This window comes from Cyanobium sp. Cruz CV13-4-11 (genome assembly GCF_024346055.1).
GTDB lineage: Bacteria > Cyanobacteriota > Cyanobacteriia > PCC-6307 > Cyanobiaceae > Cyanobium.
The window spans coordinates 1-26,210 of sequence record NZ_JAGQCH010000017.1; the positions used below are offsets into that span (position 1 = coordinate 1).

Sequence of the window (26,210 nt, forward strand, 5' to 3'; positions counted from 1 at the left end):
AGCTCAAGCCGCCCTGGTCGGTGCTGCGCACCCGGATGCTGTAGCTGTTTTTGGTTTCGAAATCGGGGCTGGCGTTGATCTGCAGCTGGTTGCCAACGATCGTGAAAGCGCCGTTGTCGGTGGCTCCAGTGCCGGCCACCAGGCTGTAGGTGAAGGTGTTGCCCGTGTCCGGATCGACGCTGCTGAAGTTCCCCACCACGGTGCCGGCGGCCACGTTTTCATTCACACTGCTGGCGCTCAGGGCCAGATCGGTGGGGGCCTCGGCCTGGTTGGTCACCGTGATCGTGAACACCTTGGCAAAGGTGCGGTTGCCCTGGTCGCGGGTCTGCACACGGATGGTGTAGGACGACTTGAGCTCGAAATCGGGAACGGAGCGGAGCCGCAGCTCGTTTTCCTGGATCTCGAAGGCGGCATTGTCGGTGTCGCCGGTGCCGGCGACGAGGCGATAGCCGAAGCTCTGGGGTGTGAGCGGGCTATCGGGATCGGTACTGGCCAAGGTGCCAACCAGGCTGCCAGCGGCCACATTCTCAGAAATACTGCTGGCACTGAGGCTGATGTTGGTGGGCGATTCATTCACATTGAGAATGGAGATCGGCAGCACCTTCTCCACAAAGGCACCGCTCTGATCGGTGCTGCGCACCCGGATGCTGTAGCTGTTCTTGGCCTCGAAATTGGGACTAGCGGTGATGCGCAGCTGAGTGCCCAGGATGTTGAAGGCGCCGTTATCGGTAGCGCCGGTTCCGGCCACCAGGCTGTAGGTGAAGGTGTTGCCGGCATCCTGGTCAGTGCTGCTGAAGCTGCCGATCACGCTGTTGGCCGCCACGTTCTCATTGACGCTGCTGGGACTCAAGCCCAGATCGGTGGGGGCATCGTTGAGGTTGTTGACGGCAATCGTGAGCACCTTCTCGGTGAACAGGCCGCCCTGATCGGTGCTGCGCAGCCGCAGGCTGTAGCTGCTCTTGGTTTCGAAATCAGCGGGGGCGTTGAGCAGCAACTGGTTGGCGACCACCGAGAAGGCGGCGTTGTCGCTGTCGCCCGTACCGCTCACCAGGCTGTAGCTGAAGCTCTGGGGGGTGGTGGGGCTGTCGGGATCGATGCTGCTGAGGCTGCCGAGCACCAGGGCCGGGCCAGCGTTTTCGTTCACTGTGCCGCTGCCGCTCAGGGCGAGATCGGTGGGCGCCTCGTTGACATTGTTCACCGTGACCGTAAGGGCCTTCTCGAAGCTCAAGCCGCCCTGGTCGGTGCTGCGCACCCGGATGCTGTAGCTGTTTTTGGTTTCGAAATCGGGGCTGGCGTTGATCTGCAGCTGGTTGCCAACGATCGTGAAAGCGCCGTTGTCGGTGGCTCCGCTGCCAGGAACGAGGCTGTAGGTGAAGGTGTTGCCCGTGTCCGGATCGACGCTGCTGAAGTTCCCCACAACCGTGGCGGCAGCCCCATTTTCATTAAGGCTGGTGGCACTGAGGCTGAGGTCGGTGGGGCGCTCGTTGATGTCAAGGCTGAACAGCTCATTCTCGCCATAATATTCACCTCCGCTCTGCCAGTTGCTGGCGGTGAAGAATAACTTGTTGCGGCTGGCGTCGTAGATCAGGTTGCGAGGATTGGAGTTACCCAGACCCGAACCCAGGGGTACCTTGGCATTGAGATCGGTGACTCTGTAGGTGCCTTCGGCTGTGCCATCGCTGCGCCAGAGCTCACGGCCGTAGGTGGGGTCAGTGGCAGCGAAATAGAGCACACCATTGACATTGGTGAGCTCCTTGAGATCAGCGGTGTTGCCAAGGCTGGCCCCGGGGGCACCGCTCATCTGCATGGTGCCGGCGCTAGTGCCGTCGGTTTTCCAGAGTTCATAGCCATTGCGGGTGAAGAACAGGGTGTTGTTCACCACCGTGGACTGCGACAAGGGCGACCCAGAGGGGAGGTCGCTTACGCGCACCGTGCCGGCAGTGGTGCCGTCGGTTTTCCAGAGCTCCCAGCCGTTGGTTGGATCGTATGCCGAGAAGAAAAGATTCCCCTGAAAAACTACGTAGTTCTGTGGGTCGGAACCAGTGGCACCCGCCGCAATGTTCTTGACACGGGTGGTGGTGATGCCATCGGTTTTCCAGAGCTCTCGACCATAGGTTGGGTCGTAGGCATCGAAGTAGAGGCTGCCATTAAAGACAACCAGATCGTCTGGATCGGAATCACCAGCGCCAGGGTTGATGTTGCGCACAAGCATTGTGCCGGCGCTGGTACCATCCGTTTTCCAGAGTTCACGGCCAGCCGTGGGGTTGTAGGCGATGAAGAAGAAGGTGTTGCCCAATGCAGCCTGATCAAAGAGAAGAATGTATGAATCTGCGCTGCCTGGATTGATGTCCTTCACGATGGCGGTGCCAGCTGTCGTGCCATCGCTGCTCCATAGCTCCACACCAGCCAGGCCACTGTCTACAAAATAGATACGGTTTCCCGCATTGACGAGCGGGCTGTTGTTGTACGACCAGCCATCCACCGCACTGACCAGGCTGGTGCCAGCGCCACTGCCATCACTCTTCCAGAGACCGTAACCATTGAGATCATCGTAGGCGAAGAAATAGAGATTGCTCCCCATCGCGGTGAGCGCTCGGATGTCGCCGTTAATGCCCTCGCGCACATCTTTGACCAACTGGGTACCCGCCGCAGTGCCATCGCTGGTCCAGAGTTCCTTGCCCACCACGCCATCATTGGCGGCGAAGTAGAGCTTGCCGTTGAACAGCAAAGGATCGGAGATACTGGCCCCTTGCGTGGCAGGATTTACCTCCAGCGATTGGGTTCCGCCAGAGGTTCCGTTACTGCTCCAAAGCTCATCAAGGCTGTAGGAGTTAACACTGGCTGCCACAAAATAGAGTTGATTGTTGAACGCCGTGAGCTCGCGCGGGTTTGAGTCAGGAGGTCCCGAAACAATGTCACGAACCAGCACTGTGCCTTCGGCAGTACCATTGCTTTTCCAGAGCTCTTTACCTGTGGAGACGCCCCCATCACTGAGACTAAAGTAGAGAACACCGCCAACGTTGGTAAAATCAGAAGCGAAACTGTAGTAGCTTGGCAGATCGGCAACCTTGGTTACAGTGGTGCCGTTGCTTTTCCATAGTTCGGTGTTGACTGCGCCCTGACTGGTGAAATAGAGCGTACCGTCGAGGTTGAACAGATTGAAGCTATAATTGGTGTAGTAATCTTTATTGAAGATCGCCGTACTGACGCGCACCGTGTTTGCAAGGGTGCCATCGCTTTTCCAGAGCTGATAGCCCGTGCTGCTGTTGGCGAAGAAGTACAGCGTGTTGTTAAGGATAGTGAGATTGAGTGGATCGCTGCCGGCTCCAGCATTGGTGTTGATGTTTCGAAGCACAGCCGTGGTGGTACTGGTGCCGCCACTTTTCCAGAGTTCGCGGCCACTCGCCCCATCATTGGCGGTGAAATAGAGTGCGCCGTTGAAATTGATCAATTCCTGAGGATCTGAGCTGGCCGCGCCGCTGGCGATGGCCCTGACCAGAGCGGTGCTGGCCAAGGTGCCATTGCTCTTGTAAAGCTCTGTGCCACCAGCGCTGGTGGTGGCAGCGAAAAACAGGGTGCCGTTGACATCGGTGAGATTGGCGGGGTTGCTATTTCCTGCGCCTGCTTCGATGTTGCTGATGCGGATGGTTCCAAGTTCGGTCCCATCACTCACCCAGAGTTCGATCCCATTGGCGCCGTCATAGGCCCTGAAGAAGAACTTACCGCCGCTGGCCGCCACGGTGGAGGCATCGTTATACGCATATCCTTCCAGGCCTCCTTTCACAAGGGTGGTACCCGTTTCGCTCCCATCGCTTCTCCAGAGGCCATAGCCATTGATAGGGTCATAGGCTTGGAAAAAGAGACTGCTGCCCACCACGGTGGGGCCCAATAGCTGAGAGCCATTTGGACCAACGTAAATATCCTTCACTAGGCTGATGTTGCCCGCTGCATCGACTTTATTCAGTTCGCTGCCGCTGTAGCCATTGTCCGCCACGAAGTAGAGAGCACCATTGAACACAGTCAGCTGGGAAGGAGCGGAGCCGATCCTGGTTGTGTTGATGTCCTTGATAAGTGTCGGGTTAGGACTGATCGGATTCGGCACCGTGGTGATGCGGATCGCCGTGCCGCTGCTCACCGGCAGGTCGGCCTCGCCGTTCACGCCCACCAGCAGCTGGGTGCCTTGGGTGCCGGGCTGGCCGGAGGAGATGCCGATGCTGGCACTGCCACCGTCATTGTAATTGCTGTCGCCGCTGCCGCCATCCACAGCGAGGTCGACGTAGTTGAACACAATGTCGCCGTTGCCGATACCGTTGTTCAGCGAAAGAATCGCCTGGAAAGTGGCACCGTCGCTTTCAGGAACATCCGCGTGATAGACGTTGTTCCATTCGATCACCAACTGATCGGCCACACCGTCGGTGTTGAGATCCCGGAACTGATAGAGCACCAGATCGTTGGGACTGGTGTTGCGGTTGGTGACCCAGTTATCCCACAGCGGGGTGATGTAATAGCCGTAATAACCATAACTTAAATCGTTGTTATCTGAGTTATTGTCTGCCCCTCCGAAGCTGATCAGGCCGTTGCTGCTGATGTACAGCTTGTTGTTGCCGGAGAAGCTGGCTCCGTAGAATCGGAAGACATTGCTGCCCAGGTCAATGGCCACGGAGGCGTCATCCACGCTGCTCAGACCAGTGACGCTCACCACGCCGGCTGTGCCCGCCACCAGGTCAATCGACTGGTAGGCGGCGCTCTCGGCCCGGTAGCGCGAAAGAGGATCGAATATAGCCATAATGAACTGTCCTGTTTCGAAATATCAGACGCACACCCTAGCCGACAAGCCAGAGCCATCTCAATGCCCTGCGCCAAATTTGCAATTATTTACATGCTTTTGTGTTTGAGAATGCTTACTAGTTGAGTGTACGTTGGGCGACCGGGAATGCTAGTGGCGACCATTGCCCTGCCAAGCCTTTGGCTGCGGTTTATATCCCTGTTACATCTCAGGCAGTGACCGCCTGTGATGAGCACATCCCAGCCCGGGATTTCAGAGGCGAACTGGCCGCTCATGCCTGCCAGCAACAGAACGCTCATCCTTGCTCTGCGGCAGATGATTCAGTCACTCACGCAGCAGAACGAGGAGCTTTGCGTCCAGTTCACTGCCCTGGCCGCTGAACTGGCCAGCCTGCGGGACCGGATTGGCTGCAGCTCTCGCCACTCCTCCAAGCCTCCCTCCAGCGACGGCACTGGGTTCGAGCCGACCTAACGGCCCAAGGTTTGTAGCCGCAAGCGGGGTGGCCAGCCGGGCCAGGCCGGATCCGGCCAGAGCTGCTGCCGATCGAGCGGGTGGACCAGGTGGTGGAGCACCACCCCAACGCATGCCTCCGCTGCGGCAGATTGCAGCAGGGTGAGGATCCAGCGCCCTGCTGGCACAAGGTGATCGACATTGCGCCGATCACCCCGCTGGTGATCAAGCACCTGCTGAGCCGGTTGGTGTGTCCCTGCTGCTCCAGGCGCACCTGTCCGACGTTACCGGCGGGTATGGAGGCCAGCCGTTATCGCCCCCGGCTCAGTGATCTGGTGGGTTTGCTGGGACATGGTGCTTTCCCCCAGGTTGTTCATGCCTGCAGCTGGGTGAGCCGCTGCTGGGGGTGGAGAGCACCTGAGAGAGGCCATGGGGGGTCATGGCGAATGCGCACTAAAATGCGCATCTTCGCCTGCCTGGCCGTGCGCACCACCCTGGAGCTGCCCGATCCCCTGTTCGCCCGCCTCAAAGCCAGGGCGGCGCTGGAGGGCACCACGCTGAAGCAGCTGCTGCGCTCCTTCGTGGAACAGGGGCTGGTGGACCCGGGCCACGGCCGCGACACCCGGGCCCGCCGGGCCGCCGACCTCCCCCGGATCGAGGCCGACCTGCCCCTGACGCCGGATCAGCTCTCGAACGCCGGCCTGTTCGCCCTGCTGGAGGAGGAATGACTCCCCTGCAGGCGCCGGCGGATCTCCCCGATCTGAACCTCTGGCTGGCGCTTGCCTGGCGTGGCCATAGTCACCACGACGCCGCTTGTCGCTACTGGGAGGGGGAGGCCGCTGACACCGTGCTGTTCTCCACCGTGACCGCCCTGGGTCTGGTGCGCCTGCTCAGCCAGCCGCGCGTGATGGGAGAGGCGGCCCTCAGCCTGGCTGAGGCCAGCGCCGTTCAGGCGGCCTTCTTGCAGCAGCCAGGGGTGAGGCTGATGGACGAGGCCGCCGCCAGCTGGCCCGTGTTCCGCCATCTGCTCAGCCAGGATCCATGGCCGCCCCGGCTCTGCACCGACGTGCATCTGGCCGCCCTGGCCATCGCCGGAGGCTGGCGGCTGGTGAGCTTCGATCAGGACTTCGGCCGGTTCAAAGGCCTGTCGTGGCTGTCCCTGCCTGCTCCGTGACCCCTCAGAGCCGTTCGAAGCGGACGTTGAGGTTGAGCTGGTTGGGGCCGATGGCGGTGGCCTGCAGCGCCAGGGCGGCCGGCTTGGGCAGCGGCAATGACAGGCCCTTGAGCAGGGATCCGGCCGGGGTGGCCAGGGCGGCTCCGCCGACCAGGGCGCCGGCTCCCACCAGCAGGGAGGTGGAGAGGGCCAGCAGGCGGGGCCAATCCATGGCTTGTTCGCGGGGTCGCTGGGACGTTACCCAGATTCGTCGGGACACACCTCGACGTGGTTGAACACACAGGGACCCAGAGGGGCCATCCGTTAAACATCGGTATATCGGTCGCCTTTGCGTTTAATGTTCCCGCAGACCTCCCGCCCCACCCGGCGCCTGCTGCTCTCGGTCGCGGCCGGAGTCGCCACCGCCATCGCCCTCGGCAACGCGCCGATCACCCGGGCCCTTGCCGCCGCTCCTGCCCTGGCCAGCGCCGGTGTCACCACCCTGGCCGCGGGGGGCACCAATTTCCAGGTGCTCTCCCCTGAGCAGGCCGCCGCCGCCGCCAGCTCGGGCCGCTGGAAGGTGCTTGATGTGCGCCCGGTGCCGCCGCTCTCCTACATCGGCGGCCACGTACCCGGCGCGGTGCATCTCTCCGAGCAGGCCTTCCGTGGTCCCAACGGCCGCCTGCCCTTCCAGATCTGGAGTTCCGACAAACTCGCCAGCCTGCTGAGCCAGGCGGGCATCTCCAACCGGGATTCGGTGCTCGTCTATTCCGACGGCAACGACGTTCTCGGCACCGCCCTGGTCTCCTACATCCTTGAGAAGAGCGGCGTGCGTCAGGTCGCGATCGTCGATGGCGGCCTCAGCGGCTTCAAGGCGGCCGGCCAGAGCACCACCAAGGCGTTCCCCACCTTCCAGGCCGGCAGCTTCCGGCCTACCACGGTCAAGGGCCTGGCCATCACCCTCAATGAGTTGCAGCCCCTGATCGGCCGCAGCAAGGTGGTGATCATCGACCCGCGTCCCAAGGCCCAGTTCGAGGGCACCGACCAGACCTTCATCCGCAACGGCCATATCCCAGGAGCGAAGAACATCCCCTGGCAGGCGTTCACCGAAGCCAACAACGCTGACGAGGCGAAGAAGAATGCCCACAAGCTGAAGTCCCTCGACGAGATCCGGGCGCTCCTGGTGAGCCGCGGCATCACTCCCGACAAGGAGGTGATCGTCTCCTGCAGCACCGGCAGGGAAGCCAGCCTCCAGTTCCTCACCTTGAAGCATCTGCTCAAGTACCCCAAGGTGCGGATCTATGAAGGCTCCTGGACCGAATACAGCGCCTCCAAGCTGCCGATTTCCGTGGGGCCCGAAGGCAGCCCGGCCCAGCAGGTGAGCAGCCGCTGACCCCCCCCAGCGTCCCCTTCCCCCCCGCCGCCGTCATGCCCGTTTTCCGCCTCCGCTTCTGGGCGCTCACCAGCCTGCTGCTGCTGCTGCTCGTCCCGGCCGCCGCCCTGGCCTGTGACACCGGCAGTGAGGCCCCCTCCTCCGCCAAAGCGAAGAAGCGTTGAGGCGTTTCCCAACTGCCGTACTCGCCGTGGCCCCCGCCGTCGCCATCGGGGTGGCCCTGGGGGCCCGGCAGCCCGCCTCGGCCCTGGTCTGGGGGCTGGGCTGCGGCCTCGGCCATGCCCTGGTCCGCTCCGGCTTCGGTTTCGCCTCCGGCTATCGCCGGCTGATTGAGCGGCGGGATCCCCACCCGGTCTTCGCCCAGCTGCTGCTGGTGGCGCTGCTCGTGATCGCCATGGCTCTGGTGCTCGCCCTTGAGCCCCTCACCGGCCTGCGGCCGAAGCTGCTGGCCACCCCCCTCTCCCTGCCCTTCCTGGCCGGTGCCTTCCTGTTCGGCATCGGCATGGAGCGGGCCCGGGCCTGCGGCTGCGGGACCCTGGCGGCCACCTCCCGCGGCGGGGGCGGCGTGCTGGCCGCCCTCATCGGCCTGATCGTGGGCGCCTTCCTCGGCACCCTCCATGCTCCGCAGCTGGCGGCCCTGCCCCTGCCGCGCCTGCCCTCCCCGGTCGGCCTTGAGCTGTTCGGCCTCCCTGGCGCCCTGACCCTGCAGCTCGCCTTCATCGCCCTGATCACCGTGCTGCTGGCGCGCTGGAGCGGCCAGCTCCCCTGGCGGGGCCCCAGCCGCCGGCTTTACGGGCTTTACGGCGGTGCCATCGCCGTCGCCCTGCTGGCCACAGGCCTGCTGCTGGTGACGGCCGAGCCCTGGAGGGTGCTCTGGGGTCTGGCCCTCAGTGGCGCCCACGCCGCCCAGGCCCTGGGCTGGGATCCCGGCAGCAGCCTGTTCTGGTCGAGTCCCCGGGGCCAGGCCCTGCTGGCGGGGCCGGCGGCCTGGCTGTTCAACGACGCCGTGCTCGTCGATCTAGGCCTGCTCTATGGCGCCGTCGCCACCGCCATCGGCCAGGGCCGCTTCCGCTGGCGGGGCGTGGGGCCCCAGCCCATGCCGGAACTGGCCAGGCGCGGCTTCGGCGGCCTGCTGATGGGCTACGGCGGGCTGTTGGCGTCGGGGTGCAACGTCAACGCCTTCCTGGGCGGGGTGATGAGCTTCAGCCTGCACGGCTGGATCTGGCTGGCGGTGGCCTTGGCGGGCTTCGCCGCCTCGCTGTGGCTGCGCCCGGCCGCCTGAGGTGAGGATCGCCTCAGGCGTTGCCGACCAGGGGCAGACATCTGCTGGCAAGCGCCTGGCGATGCAGAGCAGGTCCATTTCACCCCCTTGCGGGGTAGAGTGACTTAATATGTGAGTTGGGAAACACCCTTCTGGGGTCGTTAAGGCTTCGGCGATGAACCCTGTCCTTGAGGCGATCTTTGGCAATCGGACGGCGGCCTGCGTGCTGCTGTTCCTGCAGTGCTATGGAGAAGGCCATGCCTTACGCATGGCCAAAACCTTTGGCTTTGGGCTGAACATGACCCAGCGACAATTGAAGCGACTGGAGGAAGACGGTGTACTGGTGAGTCGGTTGGTGGGAAACATCAGACTATTTTCCTTCAGTGAGCGCAACCCATCTGTTCGCAATCTCAGGCAGTTCCTGGAAGCAGAGCTCAAGCTTCTGCCTGATGATCAAGTGCAGCAATTCTTTCGGCAGCGGCAACGTCCCAGGCTGACTGGCAAGCTCTTGGTCAGTCATGGCTGAGATTGATCAGGCGACGACCCTTGAGGAGTTGGCGGTGATCATCAGTTCGGCTCTTGAGGCGGCTGGGATCATTGCAACCTTGTCGGGAGGAAGTGCGGTTTCGATTTACAGCGAGAATCACTATGTGAGCCATGATCTGGACTTCGTGACGTCAGCCGATGCCGGGATGCTTCGAGGGGTCATGTCTCCGCTCGGTTTCGTCCAGAGTGCATCCAGGCGGCTCTTTGCGCATCCCCGCACCAAGTGGCTCGTGGAGTTTCCAGCTGGGCCGCTTGGTTTTGGCTCCAGAGTGATGGATCACCGTGCGATTCCCATGCTGGAGACACCGTTTGGATTCCTGCGAATCATCACCCCAAGCCTTTGCGTGATCGACAGGTTGGCTGCCTATCTGCACTGGAATGATCGCCAGTGCTGGGATCAGGCGGTTCTGGTGTGCCGCAGCCATCCTGTGGACTGGGACGACATGGCCACCTGGGCCAGGAACGAGGGGCTGGATGTACACGTCATTGATCGCTTGCGGGCGGTAGCAAGTTCTCCTCCTTAGCCATCTGATTGGCCCCATTCGGGGGCCCATCGCGGGCCGACAACCCATCATCTGAGGCGAGAATGCAGTCCCTAGCGCCGCCGCTGCTCCGCCCCCATGGCCCAGGCCCAGCCCGTCGCTCCGGCCCCGCCCCCCAACTGGGTGGCCTCGCGCCATCCCTTGGGCTGGTTGATTGACCGGCTGCTGGCCGTCGAGCCCCTGCGGCGGCTGTTGTTCCTGCAGGCCCGCCAGCTGATCATCCGCACCGCCGAGCGGCGCGGCATCGCCTGGCGGGCCCGGCGCGAGGAGCTCGTGCGCCAGGCCGAGCCGCTGCTGGCCAGCAGCACCGATGCGGGCACCGCGATTCCGCCCTACTACCGGGCCCGCTTCCACGCCTACCAGGAGGGCAACCTTTGCTGGCAGGCCCGGTGCGCAACGCCCTCGACATCGGCTGCTCTGTGGGCGTCAGCACCCTGGCCCTCAAGGACTGGCTGGAGCGGCGCGAGGGCACAGGCGTCACCGTCGAGGGCCTCGACCTCTCCCCCCAGATGCTGGCGGTGGCCAGGGTCCGCGATCCCGGAGGGCGGATCCGCCGCTGGCACCACGCCGCCGCCGAGGCCACCGGCCTGCCGGCGGCCAGCGTTGATCTGATCACCCTCCAGTTCGTCTGCCACGAGCTGCCCGCCGGCGCCACCCGGGCGGTGCTGCGGGAGGCGGCCCGGCTGTTGCGGCCCGGCGGGGTGGTGGCCCTGGTGGACCAGGACCCGGATTCGGCCGTGATCCGCCGGCTGCCGGCGCCGATCGCCACCCTGCTCAAGAGCACCGAGCCCTACCTGGAGGACTACTTCAGCCTCGATCTGCCCAGGGCCCTGGAGCAGGCCGGCTTTCGCGAGGTGCGCCGGGAGGCCTGCGATCCCCGCCACCGGGTGCTGGTGGCGCGACTGGCCTAGTCCCAGCCCACCAGCGCGATCTTGCCGATCGTGCTCCCTGAGGCGAGCTGGGTGTGGGCGACCTCCAGGTTGGCGGCGTTGATGGGGCTCAGGGTGCGGCCCAGGGTGGGGCGCAGCTCGCCGGCCTCGAGGAGTTCGGCGAGGCGATCCAGGATCTCCCCCTGCCGTCCCATGTCGGCGGTCTGGAACTGGGAGCGGCTGAACATGAACTCCCAGGCGAAGCGCACGCTCTTGGCCTTGAGCCGATTGAGGTCGAGGGGGCGGCGGTTGCCCACGATCGCCACGATCGACCCCAGCGGCGCGATGAGCTCGGCCATCACCTCCCAGTAGGCGTCGGTGTCGCTGAAGTTGGCGATCCGATCCACTGCCTCGAAGCCCAGGGCGGCCAGCTGGGGGGCCAGGGGCTGGTGGTGGTCGACCACGTGATCGGCCCCCAGCTGCCGCACCCAGGCGGCACTCTCCGGCCGCGACGCGCTGGCGATCACCACCGCCCCGGCCCGGCGGGCCAGCTGGATGGCGATCGAGCCCACCCCGCCGGCGCCGCCGAGGATCAGCAGGCTGCGGCCCCGCCCAGTGCCACCGGTTGGATCAAGGTCGAGGCGCTCGAACAGGGCCTCCCAGGCCGTCAGCCCCGTCAGCGGCACGCTGGCCGCCTCGGCCCAGGAGAGCCGCGCCGGTTTGCGGCCCACCAGGCGTTCGTCCACCAGCACGGCTTCGGCGTTGCAGCCGGCCCGTCCCGCATCGCCGGCGAACATCACCGCATCCCCCACCCGGAAGCGGCCCACCCGCTCCCCGGTCGCCGCCACCACCCCGGCGCCGTCCCAGCCCAGCTGACGGGGCGGATCCCCCGCGCCCACGGCGGCCCGCAGCTTGGTGTCGATCGGGTTCAGCGCCACCGCCTCGACCCGCACCAGCAGGTCGTGGGGGCCGGGGACGGGCTCCGGCAGCTCCGTGTCGACCAGGGCCGGGGTGGCGAGAATCGCTCGCATGGCGGGAGGGTTCAGTAGCGGCAGTAGCCCACTTCTCCCTTCAGGGGCGGTTTGCAGGGGAAGCGCAGCGGCACGAAGATCCGGTTGCCGTTGGCGTCGTTGGTGAGGGTGATGTTGCCCTGGACGAACAGCTCCCGGCGCCAGAGTCCCCCCAGCCGATCGCGCAGCAGGTCGCTGCCGCTGGCGTCCTTGCCCTTGCCGGACACCGCCCGGTAGGTCATCGACTGGCCGTCCTTCCAGCGGATCTTCAGGCCGCCGGGAAGTTGTTCATCGACGCAGGCCAGGGGTTTGTCGTTGTACTCGCAGTCCTTCCAGCCGTCGCGCGGGATCTGGGGCGGGACCGGCCGCTCGGCAAGGGCGGGGGCCCCCACCGCCAGCAGCAGGGGCAGCAACACGCCGCTTGCCAACGGCTTCAAGACCTCGCGGCGGCAGCGGATGGACACGGGCAGCCCCTGGTGGATCGCTCCCCGTAGTCTCCCCCCAGAGTCCCCGTTTCGCCCCATGGCCGTGCAACATCGCTGGTCGGATGCCGCCGCCCGCGAGGCGATCGCCCGCTACGGCGCTCAAGGTGTGGGCGAAGACCTGGCCCTGCGCACCTACTCGGCCCGGCTGCTGGGGGCCGACCCCGAGCTGGTGCTGCACGGCGGCGGCAACACCTCGGTGAAGACCACCGTGCACGGGCTGCTGGGCGAGCCGATCCGGGTGCTGTGCGTCAAGGGATCGGGCTGGGACCTGGCCACGATCGAGCCGCCGGGCCATCCGGCGGTGCGGCTGGAGCCCCTGCAGGCCCTGCGGGTCCTGGAGTCCCTCAGCGACGAGGCGATGGTGGCGGCCCAGCGCCAGAACCTGATCGATCCGGCCGCCCCCAACCCCTCGGTGGAGGCGCTGCTCCACGCCTTCCTGCCCCACACCTTCGTCGACCACACCCACTCGATCGCCCTGCTGGCCCTGGCCGACCAGCCCGATGCGGCCGAGGTCTGCCGCGAGGTCTACGGCGATCGGGTGGCCCTGGTGCCCTACGTGATGCCCGGCTTCGCCCTGGCCAAGGCGGCGGCCCTGGCCTACGAGGCCGCGGCGGCCGGCGGCAGCGAACCGGAGGGCATGGTGCTGCTGCAGCACGGCCTGTTCTCCTTCGGAGCGACGGCCGAGCAGAGCTACGACCGGATGATCGACCTGGTGCGGCGGGCCGAGGAGCGCCTGGCCCGGGGCGAGCGCTCGCTCCATGCGGTGGCCGTGCCGGAGCGCCCCGCCCCTGCGGCGGCGGTGCTGCCGTTGTTGCGGGGCGCCCTGGGCCGGGCCGCCGTCGCCGCCGGCGTCCGTCCCCACTGGATCCTGGCGCTGCGCGACACCCCCCTGGCACGCGCCATCAGCGACGACGCCCGATTGGGCGACTGGGCCGGTCGGGGCGTCGCCACCCCCGACCACGTCATCCGCACCAAGGCCCGGCCCCTGGTGCTGCCGCCCCTGCCGCCCGGCGGCGACGGCCACGCCCTGGCCGCCTGGGGCAAGGCGTTGGAGCAGGCCCTGGAGGCCTACGGGGCCGACTACCGCGCCTATTTCCAGCGCCAGAACGCCGCCGCCGGGGGCGTCAAAAAGGCGCTCGATCCCCTGCCGCGGGTGGCGGCGATCCCCGGCCTGGGGCTGGTGGGGATCGGCAAGTCGGCCGCCGAGGCGGCCACCGTGGCCGACATCGCAGGCGCCTGGGCCCAGACCCTGCTGGCGGCCGAGGCCATCGGCCGTTTCGCGCCGGTGGGCGAGGCCGACACCTTCGCCATGGAGTACTGGAGCCTGGAGCAGGCCAAGCTCGGCAAGGCGGCCGAGAAGCCCCTGGCCCGCCAGGTGGTGCTGGTCACCGGCGGCGCCGGCGCCATCGGTGCCGCCATCGCCCGGGCCTTCGCCGCCGCCGGGGCTGACGTGGCGGTGCTCGATCTGGAGCAGGAGGCCGCGGCGGTGGTGGCCGCCGCCTGTGGCAAGCGGGCCCTCGCCGCGGCCTGTGACGTCACCGACCCGGCGGCGGTGCAGGCCGCCATCGCCGCGGTGGCGGCCCACTTCGGCGGCCTCGACATCGTGGTGAGCAATGCCGGCGCCGCCTGGACCGGCCCGATGGCCACCCTGGCCGACGCCGACCTGCGGGCCAGCTTCGAGCTCAACTTCTTCGCCCACCAGAGCGTCGCCCAGGCGGCGCTGGCCGTGTTCCGCGCCCAGGGCCTGGGCGGCCAGCTGCTGTTCAACGTCAGCAAGCAGGCGCTCAATCCGGGTCCCAACTTCGGCGCCTACGGCATCAGCAAGGCGGCCCTGCTGGCCCTGGTGCGCCAGTACGCCCTGGAGGAAGGCGAGGCCGGCGTGCGGGTGAATGCCATCAACGCCGACCGCATTCGCTCGGGCCTGCTCGACGACACGATGATCAAGGAGCGCTCCGCCGCCCGGGGCATGAGCGAGGAGCTCTACATGGCCGGCAACCTGCTGGGCGCCGAGGTGCGCGCCAGCGATGTGGCCGATGCCTTCGTGGCCCTGGCCCGGATGGAGCGCACCACCGGCGCCGTGCTCACGGTGGATGGCGGCAACGTGGCGGCGATGGTGAGGTAACGGGTCTTCCGACCATGGCAGTTGTGATCGAGGGGACCACTCCCGGTCATGGGCCGTCTCCCTGTGGATCTGGCATCTGCGTGTGCTGAGCCAACCCCTCAATGGGGCGTCGCTTCCCTACCACGACCACGACCAGGACGGCATTGCAGTGGATGCCATCGTGCAGCTGCGTGATGATCGCTGGGTAGCGATCGAAAGGTAACTGGGAGAGGGCTTTGTGGAGCAGGCCGCCGGCAGCTTGCTGGGCCACCAACACGGAGGCGGTGCTGGATCTTGACGGCGATGGCCAGCTGATCGAGACGACCCCAACCGCAGGAGGCACAGGAGCCCGCAACCAGACGCTTGCAGGCCGCTCTGGCTGGCGGTGCGCCAGAGCGGCCTGCCCCTGAAGGTGTTCGACAGCCCTACAGGCTTCCTGCTGCCGGAGGGCTGCGTGCGCCCGGGAACCGCGATCAGACGGTGGGCGTGGAGCGCCGGAGGCGGCTTCGCAGGCGCCGGCTCCAGCCGAAGGCGGCACCGACCCCCAGCAGCGGCAGGGGGCCGGGAACCTGTGATGTTGGGGGCACCGAGGGGGTGATCAGGTCGAGGTCGGCGACCTCGGCGTCCGTGAGCACGTTGTCGAAGATTCGGATGCCCGCCACAGATCCTGAGGAACTTTCACCTCCGACATCGGCATCGTCTTGAAAGATGTTCAGCAGGTTGTCCACCGATATGACGCCATCAGAAGAGGAATCGGTGAACGAAAACACCAGGTTTCCGTCGAAATAGGCGCTGACAAGTTTGGTGGAGCTGTCTCTGGTGAGCACGGCTTCAAGGAAGGTTCCGGGACCCACCGCGGGGCCACCTATGGCTGCATCGAAAAAATTGAGCTGGCCTTCAAATGTATAGAGCCCTCTGTCTTTGGTGAGGTTCTTGAAGTCGAGGATCTTTCTGTAGTTTGAGATGTTATTGAAGCTGAACAGAGCCGCGATCGTGTAGTTGTCGCTGATCAGGCCCGTGGTGTCCAGCGACAGGCCCTCATTTTGCCCGAAGTTGTAGACAGTGGTGGGGGTGCCTCCGATGACGGCGGGGGCGTAGGTGCCCAGAACGAAGGGAACCAAATCGGGGGCTGTGAGGATTGTGCTGGAGAGCGTGTTCTGGAACTCATAATTCGCTACTACCGCCGCCTTGGCCGGCAGGGCGGCCCCGAGGCAGCAGAGGCCGGCGATCGTGGTTCCGGCCAGAGTGGCCATGGCCGGGGAACGCTTCGCCGCCACCGGGGTGGATGCCGTGGTGGCGGGAAAGGATGGGGAACCCATCTATAAAACACAGAAATTCTCACTAACCTCTAAGGGGGGGGGTGGCTTGTCAAGTTTCTTCCTCAGTCTCCAGGGTCCAGCGTTGTGATGAGTCGCGCTGAGCTCACGCCCCGGGGCTCTCCGGACGGCTGAGCGTTTTCTCAGGCGCTGCATGCCGCTTCCAGCTCCTGCCGCAGACGCGGCAGCGCCTCCAGGAGCTGATCACGGGGGCAGGGCAGTGGAGGTTCTGCGGCGCTGCTGGGGACCTTCACGGCGAAGTCCGCCAGTACCAGCCCCATCTCGGGCCGTCGCACCTGGGCCGCTGGGCCCCCAGCCGCACCAGACGGGCGTCGTCCTGAGGAGGCATTGATCCCCTCCCCTCCCTTGCCCCCGGACGCGACCGAGCACCTGCCAGCGGAACTGCCCAGATGGACCACCGTGTGGTGGTCTTCCGCCAGCAGCCTCAGCCGCAGGCCCAACGGCTCAGTGGCGGCGCCGAGTTTCCTGGCGTGGAGCTGGAACTGGGTGAAATCTGGGCGGGTTGAGCACGCCTGGGGCTGCACCGATGGAGGGATGGGCCTGTACCCACCAGGGTGATCAAGCCACTGAGCAGCAAGAGCACCAGGACCACGGCGCCATGGAGGGGTGGGGGAGCACAGGGATCGTTGGGGCAGGGCCCGGCCACCGCGGCCCGGCAAGGTCTACGCCGTCACTTCGCAGTTGCTCACACCCATCAACGTAGGCGGATGGCTGAACCACCAATGACGGATTGTCTTCTGCCTGACCGGAATTCGAATCGCCCCATTCAGTGCCTTGATCTGGAAACGAGCCTGCAAATCACCCACATACCAAGGATTGAGCTTGTGGAAAGCAGCACCGATATCATTGAGACCATTGATCACCGTTCTCCGTTCACCGCCAACCAGGCATGAGGTGCGCCAGTTCTTCATTGCCACGAATTCCGCAGCAGCTCCTGTGGCCAAGGCCTCTCTCCAGCTTGCCAGTGAACTCCAGCCGGCAGGCAGTTGACGCTCATGGTGGAATCCAGAGCGTGCATGGGACGGCAGAAGATCAGGGACCCCTGCAGGATTTGAGCGCAGTGCAGATGCTGAAGGACAATGCTCGCCCGCACCGCCGGGTGGCGCTTCAGCACGACAAGTGTGCCTGAGCTGCCCCCTCCTACAGCTGCCACAGAGTGGACAGTGGTACTGCCCAGAGCCGTTGACCCATCGGCAGGGTGTCGCAACCGTCGTAGAGCAGGAAGCCGCCCATGAAGTTCTCCCCGGCCAGGTCCGCCAGCCGCCGCAAGCCTGAGAAGTCGTTTCGTTGCACCGTGGCCTTCGCTTTCACCTCTACGCCAACCACCTCATCTGCTGCGTTTTCGATCACCACATCCACCTCCCGCTGGTCCTTGTCGCGATAGCCAAGCACCTGCAGATCATCCGCGCTCCAGCTGGAGAGCTTGATCAGTTCGCTCACCACATAACTCTCCAGCAGTGGTCCGAAACGGGTGCGGTCGCGCTCCAGGCTGGCGGTGGTGCAACCGAGCAAGCTGGCAAGCAGGCCGGAATCAAGAAACTGGAGCTTCGGGGCCTTCACGATCCGGGCCAGCCGGTTGCTCCACCAGGGCTGTATGCGGCGGAGCAGAAACAACTGCTCGAACACTCCGATGTATTTCGCGGCCGTCTTGTGGTCGAGCCCCACCTGGCCGGCCAGCTGGTTCACATTGGTGAGCTGGCCAGACACCTGGGCCAGGGCGCGCAAGAGGCGGGGCAGCTGCTCCAGCTTCTCGATGCTGGCGATGTCGCGGACATCGCGGCTCAGCAGGGCGTTGGTGTACTGGCGCAGCCAGGCCTCGCGCCGCCGGGCCGTGCCTCGGGCGACAGCCTCCGGGTAGCCCCCGCGCAACACCCGTTCCATCAGCGCAGCGGCGCTGCCGGCAGCAGGATCAGGGGCCCTGAGCTTGGGGATTTCACCGGCAAAGACCAGCTCAAGCCACCGGCCAGGGCTTCCCTCCAGTTCGCAGCCGGCCAGGGGCAGCAGGGTGAGCACCTCCATCCGTCCCGCCAGGGAGTCAGCCACGGCGGGAAGGGTGCGCAGATCGGCCGAACCGGTGAGCAGGAAGCGGCCGGGCCTGCGGTCGCTGTCCACGGCCCGCTTGATCGCCAGCAGCAGCTCGGGCGCCCGTTGCACCTCATCGATCACGGCCCGATCGAGGCTGCGCACGAAGCCGGTGGGATCCTCCCGGGCGGAGAGCAGGGTGGCCGCGTCGTCGAGGCTGAGGTAGTGGAAGCCGTTGGCCGTGAGCGAGCGGGCCAGGGTGGTCTTGCCGGCCTGGCGTGGACCATTGAGCAGCACGACCGGTGTATCGGCCAGGGCCTCCTGCAGCAGGGGAGTGAGGCGCCGCTCCAGCAGGGGTCCGATCGCCATGGCTGATGTTTCGGCCAGATGGGATCAGGCTAGCGTCCAGATTGGAATAAAGGGGCGGCTGGGTGGGATTCAGTTGCCGTCCAGATTGGATGAGCCGCTGCTGCGACCCTGGGGCTCCGGAGATCAACCCCCGCTGAGCAGGCCTGGACCTGCTCAGCGGGGGTTGATCCTGGCCCGTCTGGCATGGGTGGCGTCAAGGATCACCGGCACCCCATCGGCCACGCACCGGCGGAGGCGCGCCTGCAGGGCGGAATCCACCTCCCGCCGGGGGCCCTGGATGGCGGCATCGCCATAGAGCTGCTCGCGGATCCGATCGATGGAAAGGATCGCGGCGGATCTCTCTGGCCTGCCGCTCCAGGATTCAGCCCGCCTTCGCCCGCGCCGCCAGCCACAGGCCCAGGCCGCTCCAGAGCACCACCAGGGCCAGGCAGAGGCCGGTCCAGGCCGGCAGGCCCCAGCCGTCCACCACCAGGGGCGCCACCACGGTGATCACCCCCCCCGCCAGCAGGGGCTGGAGCAGCAGCTGCTTGATCGAGAATGCCGTCACCGCCTGGCTGCGGTCGCCCGGGTCGGCCATGCGCAGCAGCAGCAGGCCGCTCGCCGCCACCCCCGTGGCCTGGCCGAATTCGATGATCGCCCGCTCGAACCAGTCGGGCGGCAGGATCCGCGGGGCCAGCAGCAGGATCACCGCCAGGTTCCACAGCAGACCCGCCAGGGCCAGCACCGTCAGGGGGATCCAGTCGTGGGCCAGCAGGCTCAGGTCCAGGCAGGCGGTGGCGGCGGTGATCAGCAGATCGGCCGAGAGGGTGCCGGTCTGGCCCTGGATGGCCGTCGAGACCCACTGGGTCTGGCCACTCTTCTCCAGGATCAGGCGCACCAGCAGCGAGCCCACCAGGGCCAGGGGGAAGACGGGCAGGGCGTCGATCACCAGGGCGAACACCCCGCCGCTGGCGTCGGCGACCAAGCGCAGCACCGCCAGCGCCCCGCAGCCGAACAGCACCGCCACCCCCGCCAGCCCCAGGTTCACGGCCCAGTCGGCCAGCTGACGCCACAGTGCCGGCACCTCCACGGTGCCCGCCTCCAGGGGCAGACCCATCGGCACCGCCTGCAGCGGCGGCGTCCCCTCCTCCAGGATCGCCACCGCTTCCTCGATCAGCAGGGCCTCGGGGAACTTCAGCCAGCGCCGGGCCCGCCCCAGCACCACCAGCAGGCCGCCCACCACCGTCGACACCAGCAGCCCCACGGTGGCCATCGCCAGCCCCAGGGCCTGGGCCCCCTCCAGCCCCAGCCGCTCGTAGGTGGGCCCCATGGCGGCGGCCGAACCATGGCCGCCCTCGTAGGCCACCTCGATCAGGCAGGCCATCACCGGGCTCACCCCCAGCCAGGGCTGCAGCACCAGCAGCACCGCCAGTCCCCCCACCAGGAACTGGCCGAAGGCCAGGGTGAGCGCCAGCAGCACCTGGGCCGAGAGGGGGCGCCACAGGCCCCCCAGCTTCGGCAGCGGCTTACCCAGCAGCAGGGTGGCGAACACCAGGGTCAGCAGGGGCAGGGGCAGCTGGTCCCACAGGTCGATCACCCGCTGGGGCAGCAGGGGCACCAGCCCGGCCGGGGCCACCAGCAGCCCCAGACCGCCCGCCAGCAGGGCCTCCGGCAGGCCCCAGCGCTTCATGCCCAACAGCCCACCCAGGCTGCTGCCGATCAGCAGCAGCACGGTCAGGGCGGCCATGGCCAGGGCCAGCCACTCCACGCCCTCCAGCACCCCAGTCACCAGCACGGCGATCACAGGTGGAACTGGCGGCGGAAGAAGGCTTCGGTGGCGTCGAGCACCGTGGTGCGCACGCCGCTGTCGCGGAAGCCGTGGCCCTCACCAGTGAACAGGTGCAATTCCGTCTTCAGTCCGCCTCGGCGCAGGGCTTCCACCATGCGCTCACTCTGCCGCGCCGGCACCACCCGGTCGTCCAGGCCATGGAAGAACACCACCGGCACCGTGATTCGCTCCGCATGCCGCAGGGGCGCGCGTTCCTCGTACAGGGCCCGCGCCTCGGGCCAGGGGCCGATCAGGGTTTCGGTGTAGCGGGCCTCGAAGCGGTGATCCACCGCGAGCAGGGCCTCCGGATCCGTCACCGGGTAGCGGACGGCGCCGGCTTTGAACACGTCGGTGAAGCACAGGGCCGCCAGTACGGTGAAGCCGCCGGCGCTGCCGCCCTCAAAGGCCACCCGGGCCGGGTCGGCCCTGCCCGCCGCCACCAGGGCCCGGGCGGCGGCGGCGCAGTCGGCCACATCCACCACGCCCCACTGGCCGTCGAGCCGCTGCCGGTAGGCCCGCCCGAAGCCGGTGGAGCCGCCGTAGTTCACATCCACCACGCCCCAGCCGCGGCTGGTCCAGAACTGAATGGCGAGATTCAGCCCGGTGCCGGCCATGGCGGTGGGGCCGCTGTGGCCCTTCACCAGCAGGGGGGCCTCGGCGCGGCTGCCGTCCCGGGGCGGGTAGTACCAGGCGTGGGTGGGCGCTCCACCGTGGCCGTCGAACCAGAGCGGTTCCGGCCGGCTGATCGCCTCGGCTGCCAGGGGCGGTGGTGCGGCCGGCGTGTGCTGCCAGGTGCCGCTGGCCGTGTCCAGCTCCAGCAGCCCCGGGCCGATCCCGGGCGCCCCGGCCACCGCCACCAGCCGGCCCGCTTCCGCCGTCAGGGACGCCAGCTCATCGAACGGCAGGGGGATCGGCTCGAAGCGGCCGCCCTCGGCCCCCAGCCGGCCCAGCTCCCAGCGCCCCTGGCGGCAGACCGCCGCCAGCAACTGCGTGCCGTCCCAGGCCAGGGTGCGCAGGCCATACACCCATTGAGGCCCGCCGAACTCCGCCTCCATCGGGCAGAGCGGCTGCCAGCGGGGCGGGGTGTCCGCCCCCAGGGCGGCCACGTCGGCCAGCCGTTCCAGGTTCCACCAGCCGCTGCGGTCGTTGGCCACCACCAGGGAGCCGTCATCGAGCCAGAGGGGCTGGAACACCGAGATCCCCTGGGGATCCCCCGGCCCTGAGCCGGCGATGGGCCGGGCCTGCTGCAGCTGCCCGGCCGCGTCGAAGGCGGCGAGCCAGAGCTGGCTGCGCTCCCAGGGCATGAACGGCTGCTGCCAGGTGACCCAGGCCAGGTGGCCGCCGCCTGGGGCCAGCACCGCGTAGCCGCAGAAGTCGGCCGGCTGGTGCAGCAGCACCGGTTCGCCCCCCGCCAGGGGCACAGCCACCAGCCGGTCGACGCCGTCCTGCTCCATCACGCCGATCCAGCGGCCGCGGCGCCGGTCGATCAGGCCATCGGCGAAGGCCCGCGGCAGCGAAGGGTCGGGCGGGGCCGTGAGCCGCCGGGGCGCGCCGTCGGCCGTGGGTGTCCTGGCTGCCATGGCTGCTTCGGGGCCGGCCAGGTCGAGCTGCCAGAGGCAGCGGTCGCCGTCGTCGACGAACACCAGCTGATCGCCTGCCACCGCATAGGGGCTGCCGCCGTACTCATGCACGCGGGTGCGCAGGTTCCATGGCCCCGGTGTGAGCTCCACGGCCCCAGCGCCTGGGCGCTGCGCCATCAGGGTGGTGCGTCCCCGCTCGTCGGGGCGCTGCTCCAGCCAGAACAGGCGTCCCCCGTCCAGCCGGGGCTCGGCGACGCTGGTCGCCCGGCCCACCGCCACCGCGGCGGGCAATGGCTCCGTGTCCCGCCATGGCTGAGCCCCCACCGAGTCCTCCGCAGGCTGCTTCTAGAATCCGTCCATCGTTTCAGGTGACGTCTTGGCCCGCAGCTTCGCCCAGATGGCACGGTCGGCCGAACAGGGCGGCAACTCCGTGCTGGTGCCGAAGGTGCCGGTGGAGCGGCCACCCCTGGAGATCCACAAGCTGGGCTCGAAGGAGCTGCGGGCCCCGGCCCGCCGGATCAGCAAGGTGGATGCCTCCGTCCGCGATCTGGCCCGCGACATGCTGCGCAGCATGTACACCGCCAAGGGGATCGGCCTGGCGGCCCCCCAGGTGGGCGTGCATCGCCAGCTGCTGGTGATCGATCTGGATCTGGAGGAGGCGGCCACCCCGCCGCTGGTGCTGATCAACCCCGAGATCACCGCCGCCGGCGCCTCCTTCAACACCTACGAGGAGGGTTGTCTCAGCATTCCCGGCGTCTATCTGGATGTGGTGCGCCCGTCCGTGGTGGAGGTGACCTACCGCGACGAGACGGGCCGCCCCCGCCGCCTCAAGGCCGATGGCCTGCTGGCCCGCTGCATCCAGCACGAGATGGACCATCTCAACGGCGTGCTGTTCGTCGATCGGGTCACCGACGAGCTCAGCCTCAATGACGGCCTGCAGCAGCAGGGCTTCCACCGTTCCGACGTCCAGTCGATCCGCTGATCCCCATGCCGATGAAACCCCTGGCCGGCCTCTTCCTGGCCCTGGCCTGCCTGCTTGGCATCGCCGCCACCGGATCGATCTTCGAGCTCTCCTACGGCGACCCTGACCTCGGCGTCCAGGCCACCCGCTGGATCCTGGCCGGCAGCCTGCCGGGCACCGTGCTGGCCCTGCTGGTGGCGATCCGCATCAACAAGCCCGCCTGAGCCCCTCCCAGCGCGCTGCGCCCCCGCTGCGCCGCCTCGGCCGGCCTGACAACCGGCCGTCCGATTGTGCCTATGGGCTGGTTTCCGGTCGTTACCGTTCATACGATTCAGGCCGCTTCGATCAACGCCGTGACCCTTCCCGTGCACCCCCGCGCAGGCCTGGCGGCCCTGGCGGTGCTGGCGACAACCCTGGCCACTGCAGCCCCCGCTCCGGTCCGCGCCTCCGCCCTGTTCGCCGCCGCCGAGGTGGACCAGCAGAGCTTCCTGCTGGTGGCGGCCCCCATCGGCAGCAAGGGCGAGAAGGCCCAGCTCAACATCTACGAGCAGCTCAAGCCGGTGCGCCCCTGTTTCGAGGTGAGCGAGGGCCTGCCATCCCCGGTGAACCCCCTGCTGGCCACCTTCGATTTCACCGGCATCTGCAACCGCTACATCGACGCCAACGGCTACTCGGTGCGGGTGGGCGGCCAGGACCTGGCCACCTCCTACCGGCTGATGGTCACCCGCAGCGGCGGCGACATGCTGCTGCTGGCCTTCCCCACCAAGGCCGGGGCTGGCCCTGAGATGGTGGTGGCCCGCACCCGGGGCAGTGCGCCCGGCTTCCTCAAGCTCCACCTGGAGCCGAGCTGGCGGCTGATGCGGCGTCAGTTCGGCGGTCGCAACCTCGGCCACCTGTACGTCTATTCCGACAGCTGGCCGGGAACGGCGGCCACCGCCGCCCAGCCCGCCACGGTGGAGCCCGCCAAGCCGCCCACTGCAGCGGTGCCCGACAGGGAGGCGGGGCCTGCGACGGACAGGCAGCCCCTGGCCCCGCCGGCCGTTCCCCCCGCCACCAAGCTCTGAGGTGGGGGGCGATGCCCCGCTTGCTAGGGTGCAACGCTGCGCACGTCTCAGCAGTACTTCATGACCCAGGTCACCGTCGGCGAAAACGAAGGCATCGAATCGGCCCTGCGCCGCTTCAAGCGCCAGGTGTCCAAGGCGGGCATCTTTGCCGATCTGAAGCGGCTGCGCCACCACGAAACCCCCACCGAGAAGTACAAGCGCAAGGCCCAGCAGCGCCGCCGTCGCCGCTGAGCCCTGTTCAGGCTTCGGCCCTTCAGGTGCTTCTACCTGTTGCCTGGCTCCCGGCCCGTGATCAGGCTGGAGGGGCCATCGCCCCAGGGTCCATGGTCCATCCGGATGCCTCAACGGCAGGCCAGCCAAGGTTTGCCTCGCTTCTGCAGCGGCTCAGCCATTGGTTGGCCGAGACCATCAACCACGCCTGGGGCAACCCGGGAGAAGAAGCCCAGCACCGTCCGCCGGCGATCGGAGTGCAGCCTTTCAGTGGCGAACCCTCCCGGCACCGCCGCCGCTGATTCCAGCGTTGGCTCAGGCCGCCTGGTCGAAGGAGCGGTAGCTGAGGGCCTCGGCGATCGCGCCGCTGGCCACACGCTCTTCGCCGGCCAGATCGGCGATCGTGCGGGCCACCCGCAGCACCCGTTCCGCCCCCCTGGCGGAGAGGCGTCTCTGGCTGATGGCCCGCTCCCACAGGGCCAGGGCGTCCGGCTCGGGATTCACGATCGCGGCCAGGGCCGGACCCTCCAGCTGGCCGTTGGCGGCCCCTGCCGGATTGCGCTGGCCCATCCGCCCCCGGGCCCCCGCCACCCGTTGCGCCACCACCACGCTGGGTTCACCGGCAGGGGCCAGCTGCTGCCTTGGCTCCCGGTAGGCCCCGCCCAGGTCGTGGGCCTCGGGGCGCCGCATCACCACCTGCAGGTCGATCCGGTCGAGCAGCGGCCCTGAGAGCCGTCCCCAGTGGCGCCGCCGCTGGGCTTCACCGCAGCGGCAGCTCTGGCTGGGATCGCCATGCCAGCCGCAGGGGCAGGGGTTGGTGGCCGCCACCAGGAGCACCCGGCAGGGGAAGTGGCAGCGCTGCTGGGCCCGGCTGATCCACAGCTCCCCCTCCTCCAGGGGCTGGCGCAGCTGGTCGAGCACCTCACGGCGGAACTCCGCCAGCTCATCGAGAAACAGCACGCCGTGGTGGGCCAGGCTCAGCTCCCCGGGGCGGGGCACGGCGCCGCCACCGACCAGGGCGGTGGCGGAGCAGCCGTGGTGGGGGCTGCGGAAGGGGCGCTGCCGCCGCAGGCCGGCTCCCTCCCCCAGCAGCCCGGCCAGGGAGTGCAGCTGGGTGACCTCCAGGGCCTCCTGGTGCCCCAGGGGCGGCAGCAACGCCGGCAGCCGCCGGGCCAGCATCGTCTTGCCGCTGCCGGGCGCCCCCACCAGCAGCAGGTGGTGGCCGCCGGCCGCAGCGATCTCCAGGGCCCGCCGGCCATGGGCCTGGCCCCGCACCTCGGCCAGGTCGGGAGCGGCCAGCGTCGGCTCCGGCGGAACCGCTGCCGCGGGTGCCGCCGCACGCCCCGGATCCCGCAACAGGGCCACCACCTCCACCAGGTGCTCCGCCCCCCAGACGGGCAGCCCCTCCACCAGGGCGGCCTCGGTGGCGTTGGCCGCCGGCACCACCAGGGCCCGGGCCCCGTGCCGGCGGGCCGCCAGGGCCAGGGCCAGCACCCCCCGGATCGGCCGCAACCGGCCATCGAGGCCCAGTTCTCCCGCGCTCCAGATCCCCTCCACCTCGGCGGCGGCCAGCTGCTGGCTGGCCACCAGCAGCCCCAGGGCGATGGGCAGATCGAAGCCGGGACCGGCCTTGGGCAGGTCGGCGGGGGCCAGGTTCACCACCACCCGGGTGAGGGGCACCCGCAGGCCGCCGTTGCGCAGCGCCCCCCGCACCCGCTCCCGGGACTCCTGGGCCGCCGCATCCGCCAGGCCCACCACCCGCAGCCCCGGCAACCCCGGGGCGATGTCCACCTCCACCGTCACCGGCAGGGCCTCCACGCCCCGCAGGGCCCCGCTGCTGCACCGTGCCAACATCCCTTCGCAGGCCACTGCCCGTTCAGTGCCACCTCCCGACCACTCCCCGGCGTCCCATGGCCAGCAGCGACACCATCTTCGGCCGCATCCTGCGCGGCGAGATTCCCTGCCAGGAGGTCTATGCCGACGACCTCTGCCTGGCCTTCCGGGATGTGAATCCCCAGGCGCCGGTGCACGTGCTGGTGATTCCCCGCGAGCCGATCGCCCAGCTGGGGGAAGCCACGGACGCGCACCAGGCCCTGTTGGGCCATCTGCTGCTGGTGGCCGCCAAGGTGGCCCGGCTGGAGGGACTCGACAGCTGGCGCACGGTGATCAACAGCGGTGCCGAGGCCGGCCAGACCGTGTTCCACCTGCACCTGCATGTGATCGGCGGCCGCCCGCTGGCCTGGCCGCCGGGCTGATGACCGGCT

At 67.7% G+C, this 26,210-nt stretch carries 26 protein-coding genes and 1 pseudogene; 16 read left to right on the plus strand and 11 right to left on the minus strand.

Annotation, left to right across the window (positions count from 1 at the left end; translation table 11 throughout):
- The coding region (locus KBZ12_RS12780; protein ID WP_254958358.1) for an ELWxxDGT repeat protein at positions 1–4,786 on the minus strand (4,786 nt) is incomplete at its 3' end.
- A 315-nt stretch (positions 4,787–5,101) separates the two neighbouring features.
- On the opposite strand from KBZ12_RS12780, the gene KBZ12_RS18700 reads away from it, so the two are divergent.
- The 3 genes from KBZ12_RS18700 (at position 5,102) to KBZ12_RS12790 (ending at position 6,410) form a co-directional block, all read left to right on the plus strand.
- Entirely contained in the window at positions 5,102–5,257 is a 156-nt protein-coding gene (locus KBZ12_RS18700; RefSeq protein WP_396101205.1) for a DUF6444 domain-containing protein, read from the plus strand.
- A gap of 437 nt (positions 5,258–5,694) precedes the next feature.
- On the plus strand, positions 5,695–5,964 hold the full coding sequence (locus KBZ12_RS12785; protein ID WP_254952956.1) for a hypothetical protein: 270 nt from the start codon (positions 5,695–5,697) through the stop codon (positions 5,962–5,964).
- Positions 5,961–6,410 carry a TA system VapC family ribonuclease toxin gene (locus KBZ12_RS12790; RefSeq protein WP_315859311.1) on the plus strand — a complete coding sequence of 150 codons (450 nt, stop codon included), beginning with the start codon at positions 5,961–5,963 and terminating at the stop codon, positions 6,408–6,410. The genes KBZ12_RS12785 and KBZ12_RS12790 overlap by 4 nt, the downstream gene beginning before the upstream one ends.
- A gap of 4 nt (positions 6,411–6,414) precedes the next feature.
- Here KBZ12_RS12790 and KBZ12_RS12795 read toward each other — a convergent pair whose 3' ends face one another.
- Complete coding sequence (locus tag KBZ12_RS12795) at positions 6,415–6,621, minus strand: hypothetical protein (protein ID WP_254958359.1); 207 nt, start codon at positions 6,619–6,621, stop codon at positions 6,415–6,417.
- Positions 6,622–6,747: 126 nt separating this feature from the next.
- Here KBZ12_RS12795 and KBZ12_RS12800 point away from each other — a divergent pair, with 126 nt between their 5' ends.
- The 6 genes and pseudogenes from KBZ12_RS12800 to KBZ12_RS12825 all read left to right on the plus strand — a co-directional run bounded on the left by KBZ12_RS12800 (position 6,748) and on the right by KBZ12_RS12825 (position 11,042).
- Positions 6,748–7,782, plus strand: a complete 1,035-nt coding sequence (locus tag KBZ12_RS12800; RefSeq protein ID WP_254958360.1) for a sulfurtransferase — start codon at positions 6,748–6,750, stop codon at positions 7,780–7,782.
- A 35-nt stretch (positions 7,783–7,817) separates the two neighbouring features.
- Entirely contained in the window at positions 7,818–7,946 is a 129-nt protein-coding gene (locus KBZ12_RS12805) for a hypothetical protein (protein ID WP_254958361.1), read from the plus strand.
- Between the two features lie 26 nt (positions 7,947–7,972).
- A complete protein-coding gene (locus tag KBZ12_RS12810; protein ID WP_254958362.1) occupies positions 7,973–9,064 on the plus strand; it encodes a YeeE/YedE thiosulfate transporter family protein in 1,092 nt (363 codons plus the stop codon).
- Positions 9,065–9,218: 154 nt separating this feature from the next.
- Positions 9,219–9,569 (plus strand): hypothetical protein, encoded by a 351-nt coding sequence (locus KBZ12_RS12815; RefSeq protein WP_254952962.1) that lies wholly within the window; start codon positions 9,219–9,221, stop codon positions 9,567–9,569.
- A complete protein-coding gene (locus tag KBZ12_RS12820) occupies positions 9,562–10,113 on the plus strand; it encodes a hypothetical protein (protein ID WP_254958363.1) in 552 nt (183 codons plus the stop codon). The genes KBZ12_RS12815 and KBZ12_RS12820 overlap by 8 nt, the downstream gene beginning before the upstream one ends.
- A 96-nt stretch (positions 10,114–10,209) precedes the next feature.
- A pseudogene (locus tag KBZ12_RS12825) lies at positions 10,210–11,042 on the plus strand (class I SAM-dependent methyltransferase).
- Here KBZ12_RS12825 and KBZ12_RS12830 read toward each other — a convergent pair.
- Both KBZ12_RS12830 and KBZ12_RS12835 read right to left on the minus strand, forming a co-directional pair.
- Positions 11,039–12,031 carry a zinc-binding alcohol dehydrogenase family protein gene (locus KBZ12_RS12830; RefSeq protein ID WP_254958364.1) on the minus strand — a complete coding sequence of 331 codons (993 nt, stop codon included), beginning with the start codon at positions 12,029–12,031 and terminating at the stop codon, positions 11,039–11,041. The pseudogene KBZ12_RS12825 and the gene KBZ12_RS12830 sit on opposite strands and share 4 nt — an antisense overlap.
- 11 nt (positions 12,032–12,042) lie before the next feature.
- Positions 12,043–12,447 (minus strand): hypothetical protein, encoded by a 405-nt coding sequence (locus KBZ12_RS12835; protein WP_254958366.1) that lies wholly within the window; start codon positions 12,445–12,447, stop codon positions 12,043–12,045.
- Positions 12,448–12,532: 85 nt separating this feature from the next.
- On the opposite strand from KBZ12_RS12835, the gene KBZ12_RS12840 reads away from it, so the two are divergent.
- The gene (locus KBZ12_RS12840) at positions 12,533–14,617 is read left to right on the plus strand and encodes a bifunctional aldolase/short-chain dehydrogenase (RefSeq protein ID WP_254958368.1); all 2,085 of its coding nucleotides are present in this window, start codon (positions 12,533–12,535) and stop codon (positions 14,615–14,617) included.
- A gap of 452 nt (positions 14,618–15,069) precedes the next feature.
- Here KBZ12_RS12840 and KBZ12_RS12845 read toward each other — a convergent pair whose 3' ends face one another.
- The 6 genes from KBZ12_RS12845 to KBZ12_RS12870 form a co-directional block, all read right to left on the minus strand.
- Complete coding sequence (locus KBZ12_RS12845; RefSeq protein ID WP_254958371.1) at positions 15,070–15,915, minus strand: LamG domain-containing protein; 846 nt, start codon at positions 15,913–15,915, stop codon at positions 15,070–15,072.
- Between the two features lie 140 nt (positions 15,916–16,055).
- Positions 16,056–16,208, minus strand: a complete 153-nt coding sequence (locus tag KBZ12_RS12850; RefSeq protein ID WP_254958372.1) for a hypothetical protein — start codon at positions 16,206–16,208, stop codon at positions 16,056–16,058.
- A 387-nt stretch (positions 16,209–16,595) separates the two neighbouring features.
- Entirely contained in the window at positions 16,596–16,877 is a 282-nt protein-coding gene (locus tag KBZ12_RS12855) for a hypothetical protein (protein ID WP_254958373.1), read from the minus strand.
- A 196-nt stretch (positions 16,878–17,073) separates the two neighbouring features.
- Positions 17,074–18,324: an ATP-binding protein gene (locus tag KBZ12_RS12860; RefSeq protein WP_254958374.1), complete on the minus strand. Its 1,251-nt coding sequence runs from the start codon at positions 18,322–18,324 to the stop codon at positions 17,074–17,076.
- 361 nt (positions 18,325–18,685) lie between these two features.
- Positions 18,686–20,107, minus strand: a complete 1,422-nt coding sequence (locus tag KBZ12_RS12865) for a sodium/glutamate symporter (protein ID WP_254958377.1) — start codon at positions 20,105–20,107, stop codon at positions 18,686–18,688.
- The gene (locus KBZ12_RS12870; RefSeq protein ID WP_254958378.1) at positions 20,104–22,035 is read right to left on the minus strand and encodes a prolyl oligopeptidase family serine peptidase; all 1,932 of its coding nucleotides are present in this window, start codon (positions 22,033–22,035) and stop codon (positions 20,104–20,106) included. Before KBZ12_RS12870 ends, KBZ12_RS12865 begins: the two co-directional genes overlap by 4 nt.
- Before the next feature lie 52 nt (positions 22,036–22,087).
- On the opposite strand from KBZ12_RS12870, the gene def reads away from it, so the two are divergent.
- From def to KBZ12_RS12895, 5 genes are all read left to right on the plus strand, one after another.
- Positions 22,088–22,693: a peptide deformylase gene (def, locus tag KBZ12_RS12875; protein ID WP_254958379.1), complete on the plus strand. Its 606-nt coding sequence runs from the start codon at positions 22,088–22,090 to the stop codon at positions 22,691–22,693.
- 5 nt (positions 22,694–22,698) lie between these two features.
- Positions 22,699–22,896: a hypothetical protein gene (locus KBZ12_RS12880; RefSeq protein WP_254958380.1), complete on the plus strand. Its 198-nt coding sequence runs from the start codon at positions 22,699–22,701 to the stop codon at positions 22,894–22,896.
- A gap of 129 nt (positions 22,897–23,025) precedes the next feature.
- A complete protein-coding gene (locus KBZ12_RS12885) occupies positions 23,026–23,736 on the plus strand; it encodes a DUF3747 domain-containing protein (RefSeq protein ID WP_315859312.1) in 711 nt (236 codons plus the stop codon).
- Positions 23,737–23,796: 60 nt separating this feature from the next.
- Positions 23,797–23,967, plus strand: a complete 171-nt coding sequence (gene rpsU, locus KBZ12_RS12890; protein WP_006172073.1) for a 30S ribosomal protein S21 — start codon at positions 23,797–23,799, stop codon at positions 23,965–23,967.
- A 92-nt stretch (positions 23,968–24,059) separates the two neighbouring features.
- Positions 24,060–24,248: a hypothetical protein gene (locus KBZ12_RS12895; protein WP_254958381.1), complete on the plus strand. Its 189-nt coding sequence runs from the start codon at positions 24,060–24,062 to the stop codon at positions 24,246–24,248.
- 13 nt (positions 24,249–24,261) lie between these two features.
- On the opposite strand, the gene KBZ12_RS12900 is transcribed toward KBZ12_RS12895, so the two are convergent.
- Entirely contained in the window at positions 24,262–25,800 is a 1,539-nt protein-coding gene (locus KBZ12_RS12900; protein ID WP_254958382.1) for a YifB family Mg chelatase-like AAA ATPase, read from the minus strand.
- 56 nt (positions 25,801–25,856) lie between these two features.
- Between KBZ12_RS12900 and KBZ12_RS12905 the strand changes: the two genes are divergently transcribed.
- A complete protein-coding gene (locus tag KBZ12_RS12905) occupies positions 25,857–26,201 on the plus strand; it encodes a histidine triad nucleotide-binding protein (RefSeq protein WP_254958383.1) in 345 nt (114 codons plus the stop codon).
- Positions 26,202–26,210: the final 9 nt, after the last annotated feature.

Coding starts and splice junctions, on each gene's coding strand:
- KBZ12_RS18700 (WP_396101205.1), top strand. CDS start 5,102: ATGATTCAGTCACTCACGCAGCAGAACGAGGAGCTTTGCGTCCAGTTC.
- KBZ12_RS12785 (WP_254952956.1), top strand. CDS start 5,695: ATGCGCATCTTCGCCTGCCTGGCCGTGCGCACCACCCTGGAGCTGCCC.
- KBZ12_RS12790 (WP_315859311.1), top strand. CDS start 5,961: ATGACTCCCCTGCAGGCGCCGGCGGATCTCCCCGATCTGAACCTCTGG.
- KBZ12_RS12795 (WP_254958359.1), bottom strand. CDS start 6,621: ATGGATTGGCCCCGCCTGCTGGCCCTCTCCACCTCCCTGCTGGTGGGA.
- KBZ12_RS12800 (WP_254958360.1), top strand. CDS start 6,748: ATGTTCCCGCAGACCTCCCGCCCCACCCGGCGCCTGCTGCTCTCGGTC.
- KBZ12_RS12805 (WP_254958361.1), top strand. CDS start 7,818: ATGCCCGTTTTCCGCCTCCGCTTCTGGGCGCTCACCAGCCTGCTGCTG.
- KBZ12_RS12815 (WP_254952962.1), top strand. CDS start 9,219: ATGAACCCTGTCCTTGAGGCGATCTTTGGCAATCGGACGGCGGCCTGC.
- KBZ12_RS12820 (WP_254958363.1), top strand. CDS start 9,562: ATGGCTGAGATTGATCAGGCGACGACCCTTGAGGAGTTGGCGGTGATC.
- KBZ12_RS12830 (WP_254958364.1), bottom strand. CDS start 12,031: ATGCGAGCGATTCTCGCCACCCCGGCCCTGGTCGACACGGAGCTGCCG.
- KBZ12_RS12840 (WP_254958368.1), top strand. CDS start 12,533: ATGGCCGTGCAACATCGCTGGTCGGATGCCGCCGCCCGCGAGGCGATC.
- KBZ12_RS12845 (WP_254958371.1), bottom strand. CDS start 15,915: ATGGGTTCCCCATCCTTTCCCGCCACCACGGCATCCACCCCGGTGGCG.
- KBZ12_RS12860 (WP_254958374.1), bottom strand. CDS start 18,324: ATGGCGATCGGACCCCTGCTGGAGCGGCGCCTCACTCCCCTGCTGCAG.
- KBZ12_RS12880 (WP_254958380.1), top strand. CDS start 22,699: ATGCCGATGAAACCCCTGGCCGGCCTCTTCCTGGCCCTGGCCTGCCTG.
- rpsU (WP_006172073.1), top strand. CDS start 23,797: ATGACCCAGGTCACCGTCGGCGAAAACGAAGGCATCGAATCGGCCCTG.
- KBZ12_RS12895 (WP_254958381.1), top strand. CDS start 24,060: ATGGTCCATCCGGATGCCTCAACGGCAGGCCAGCCAAGGTTTGCCTCG.
- KBZ12_RS12900 (WP_254958382.1), bottom strand. CDS start 25,800: ATGTTGGCACGGTGCAGCAGCGGGGCCCTGCGGGGCGTGGAGGCCCTG.
- KBZ12_RS12905 (WP_254958383.1), top strand. CDS start 25,857: ATGGCCAGCAGCGACACCATCTTCGGCCGCATCCTGCGCGGCGAGATT.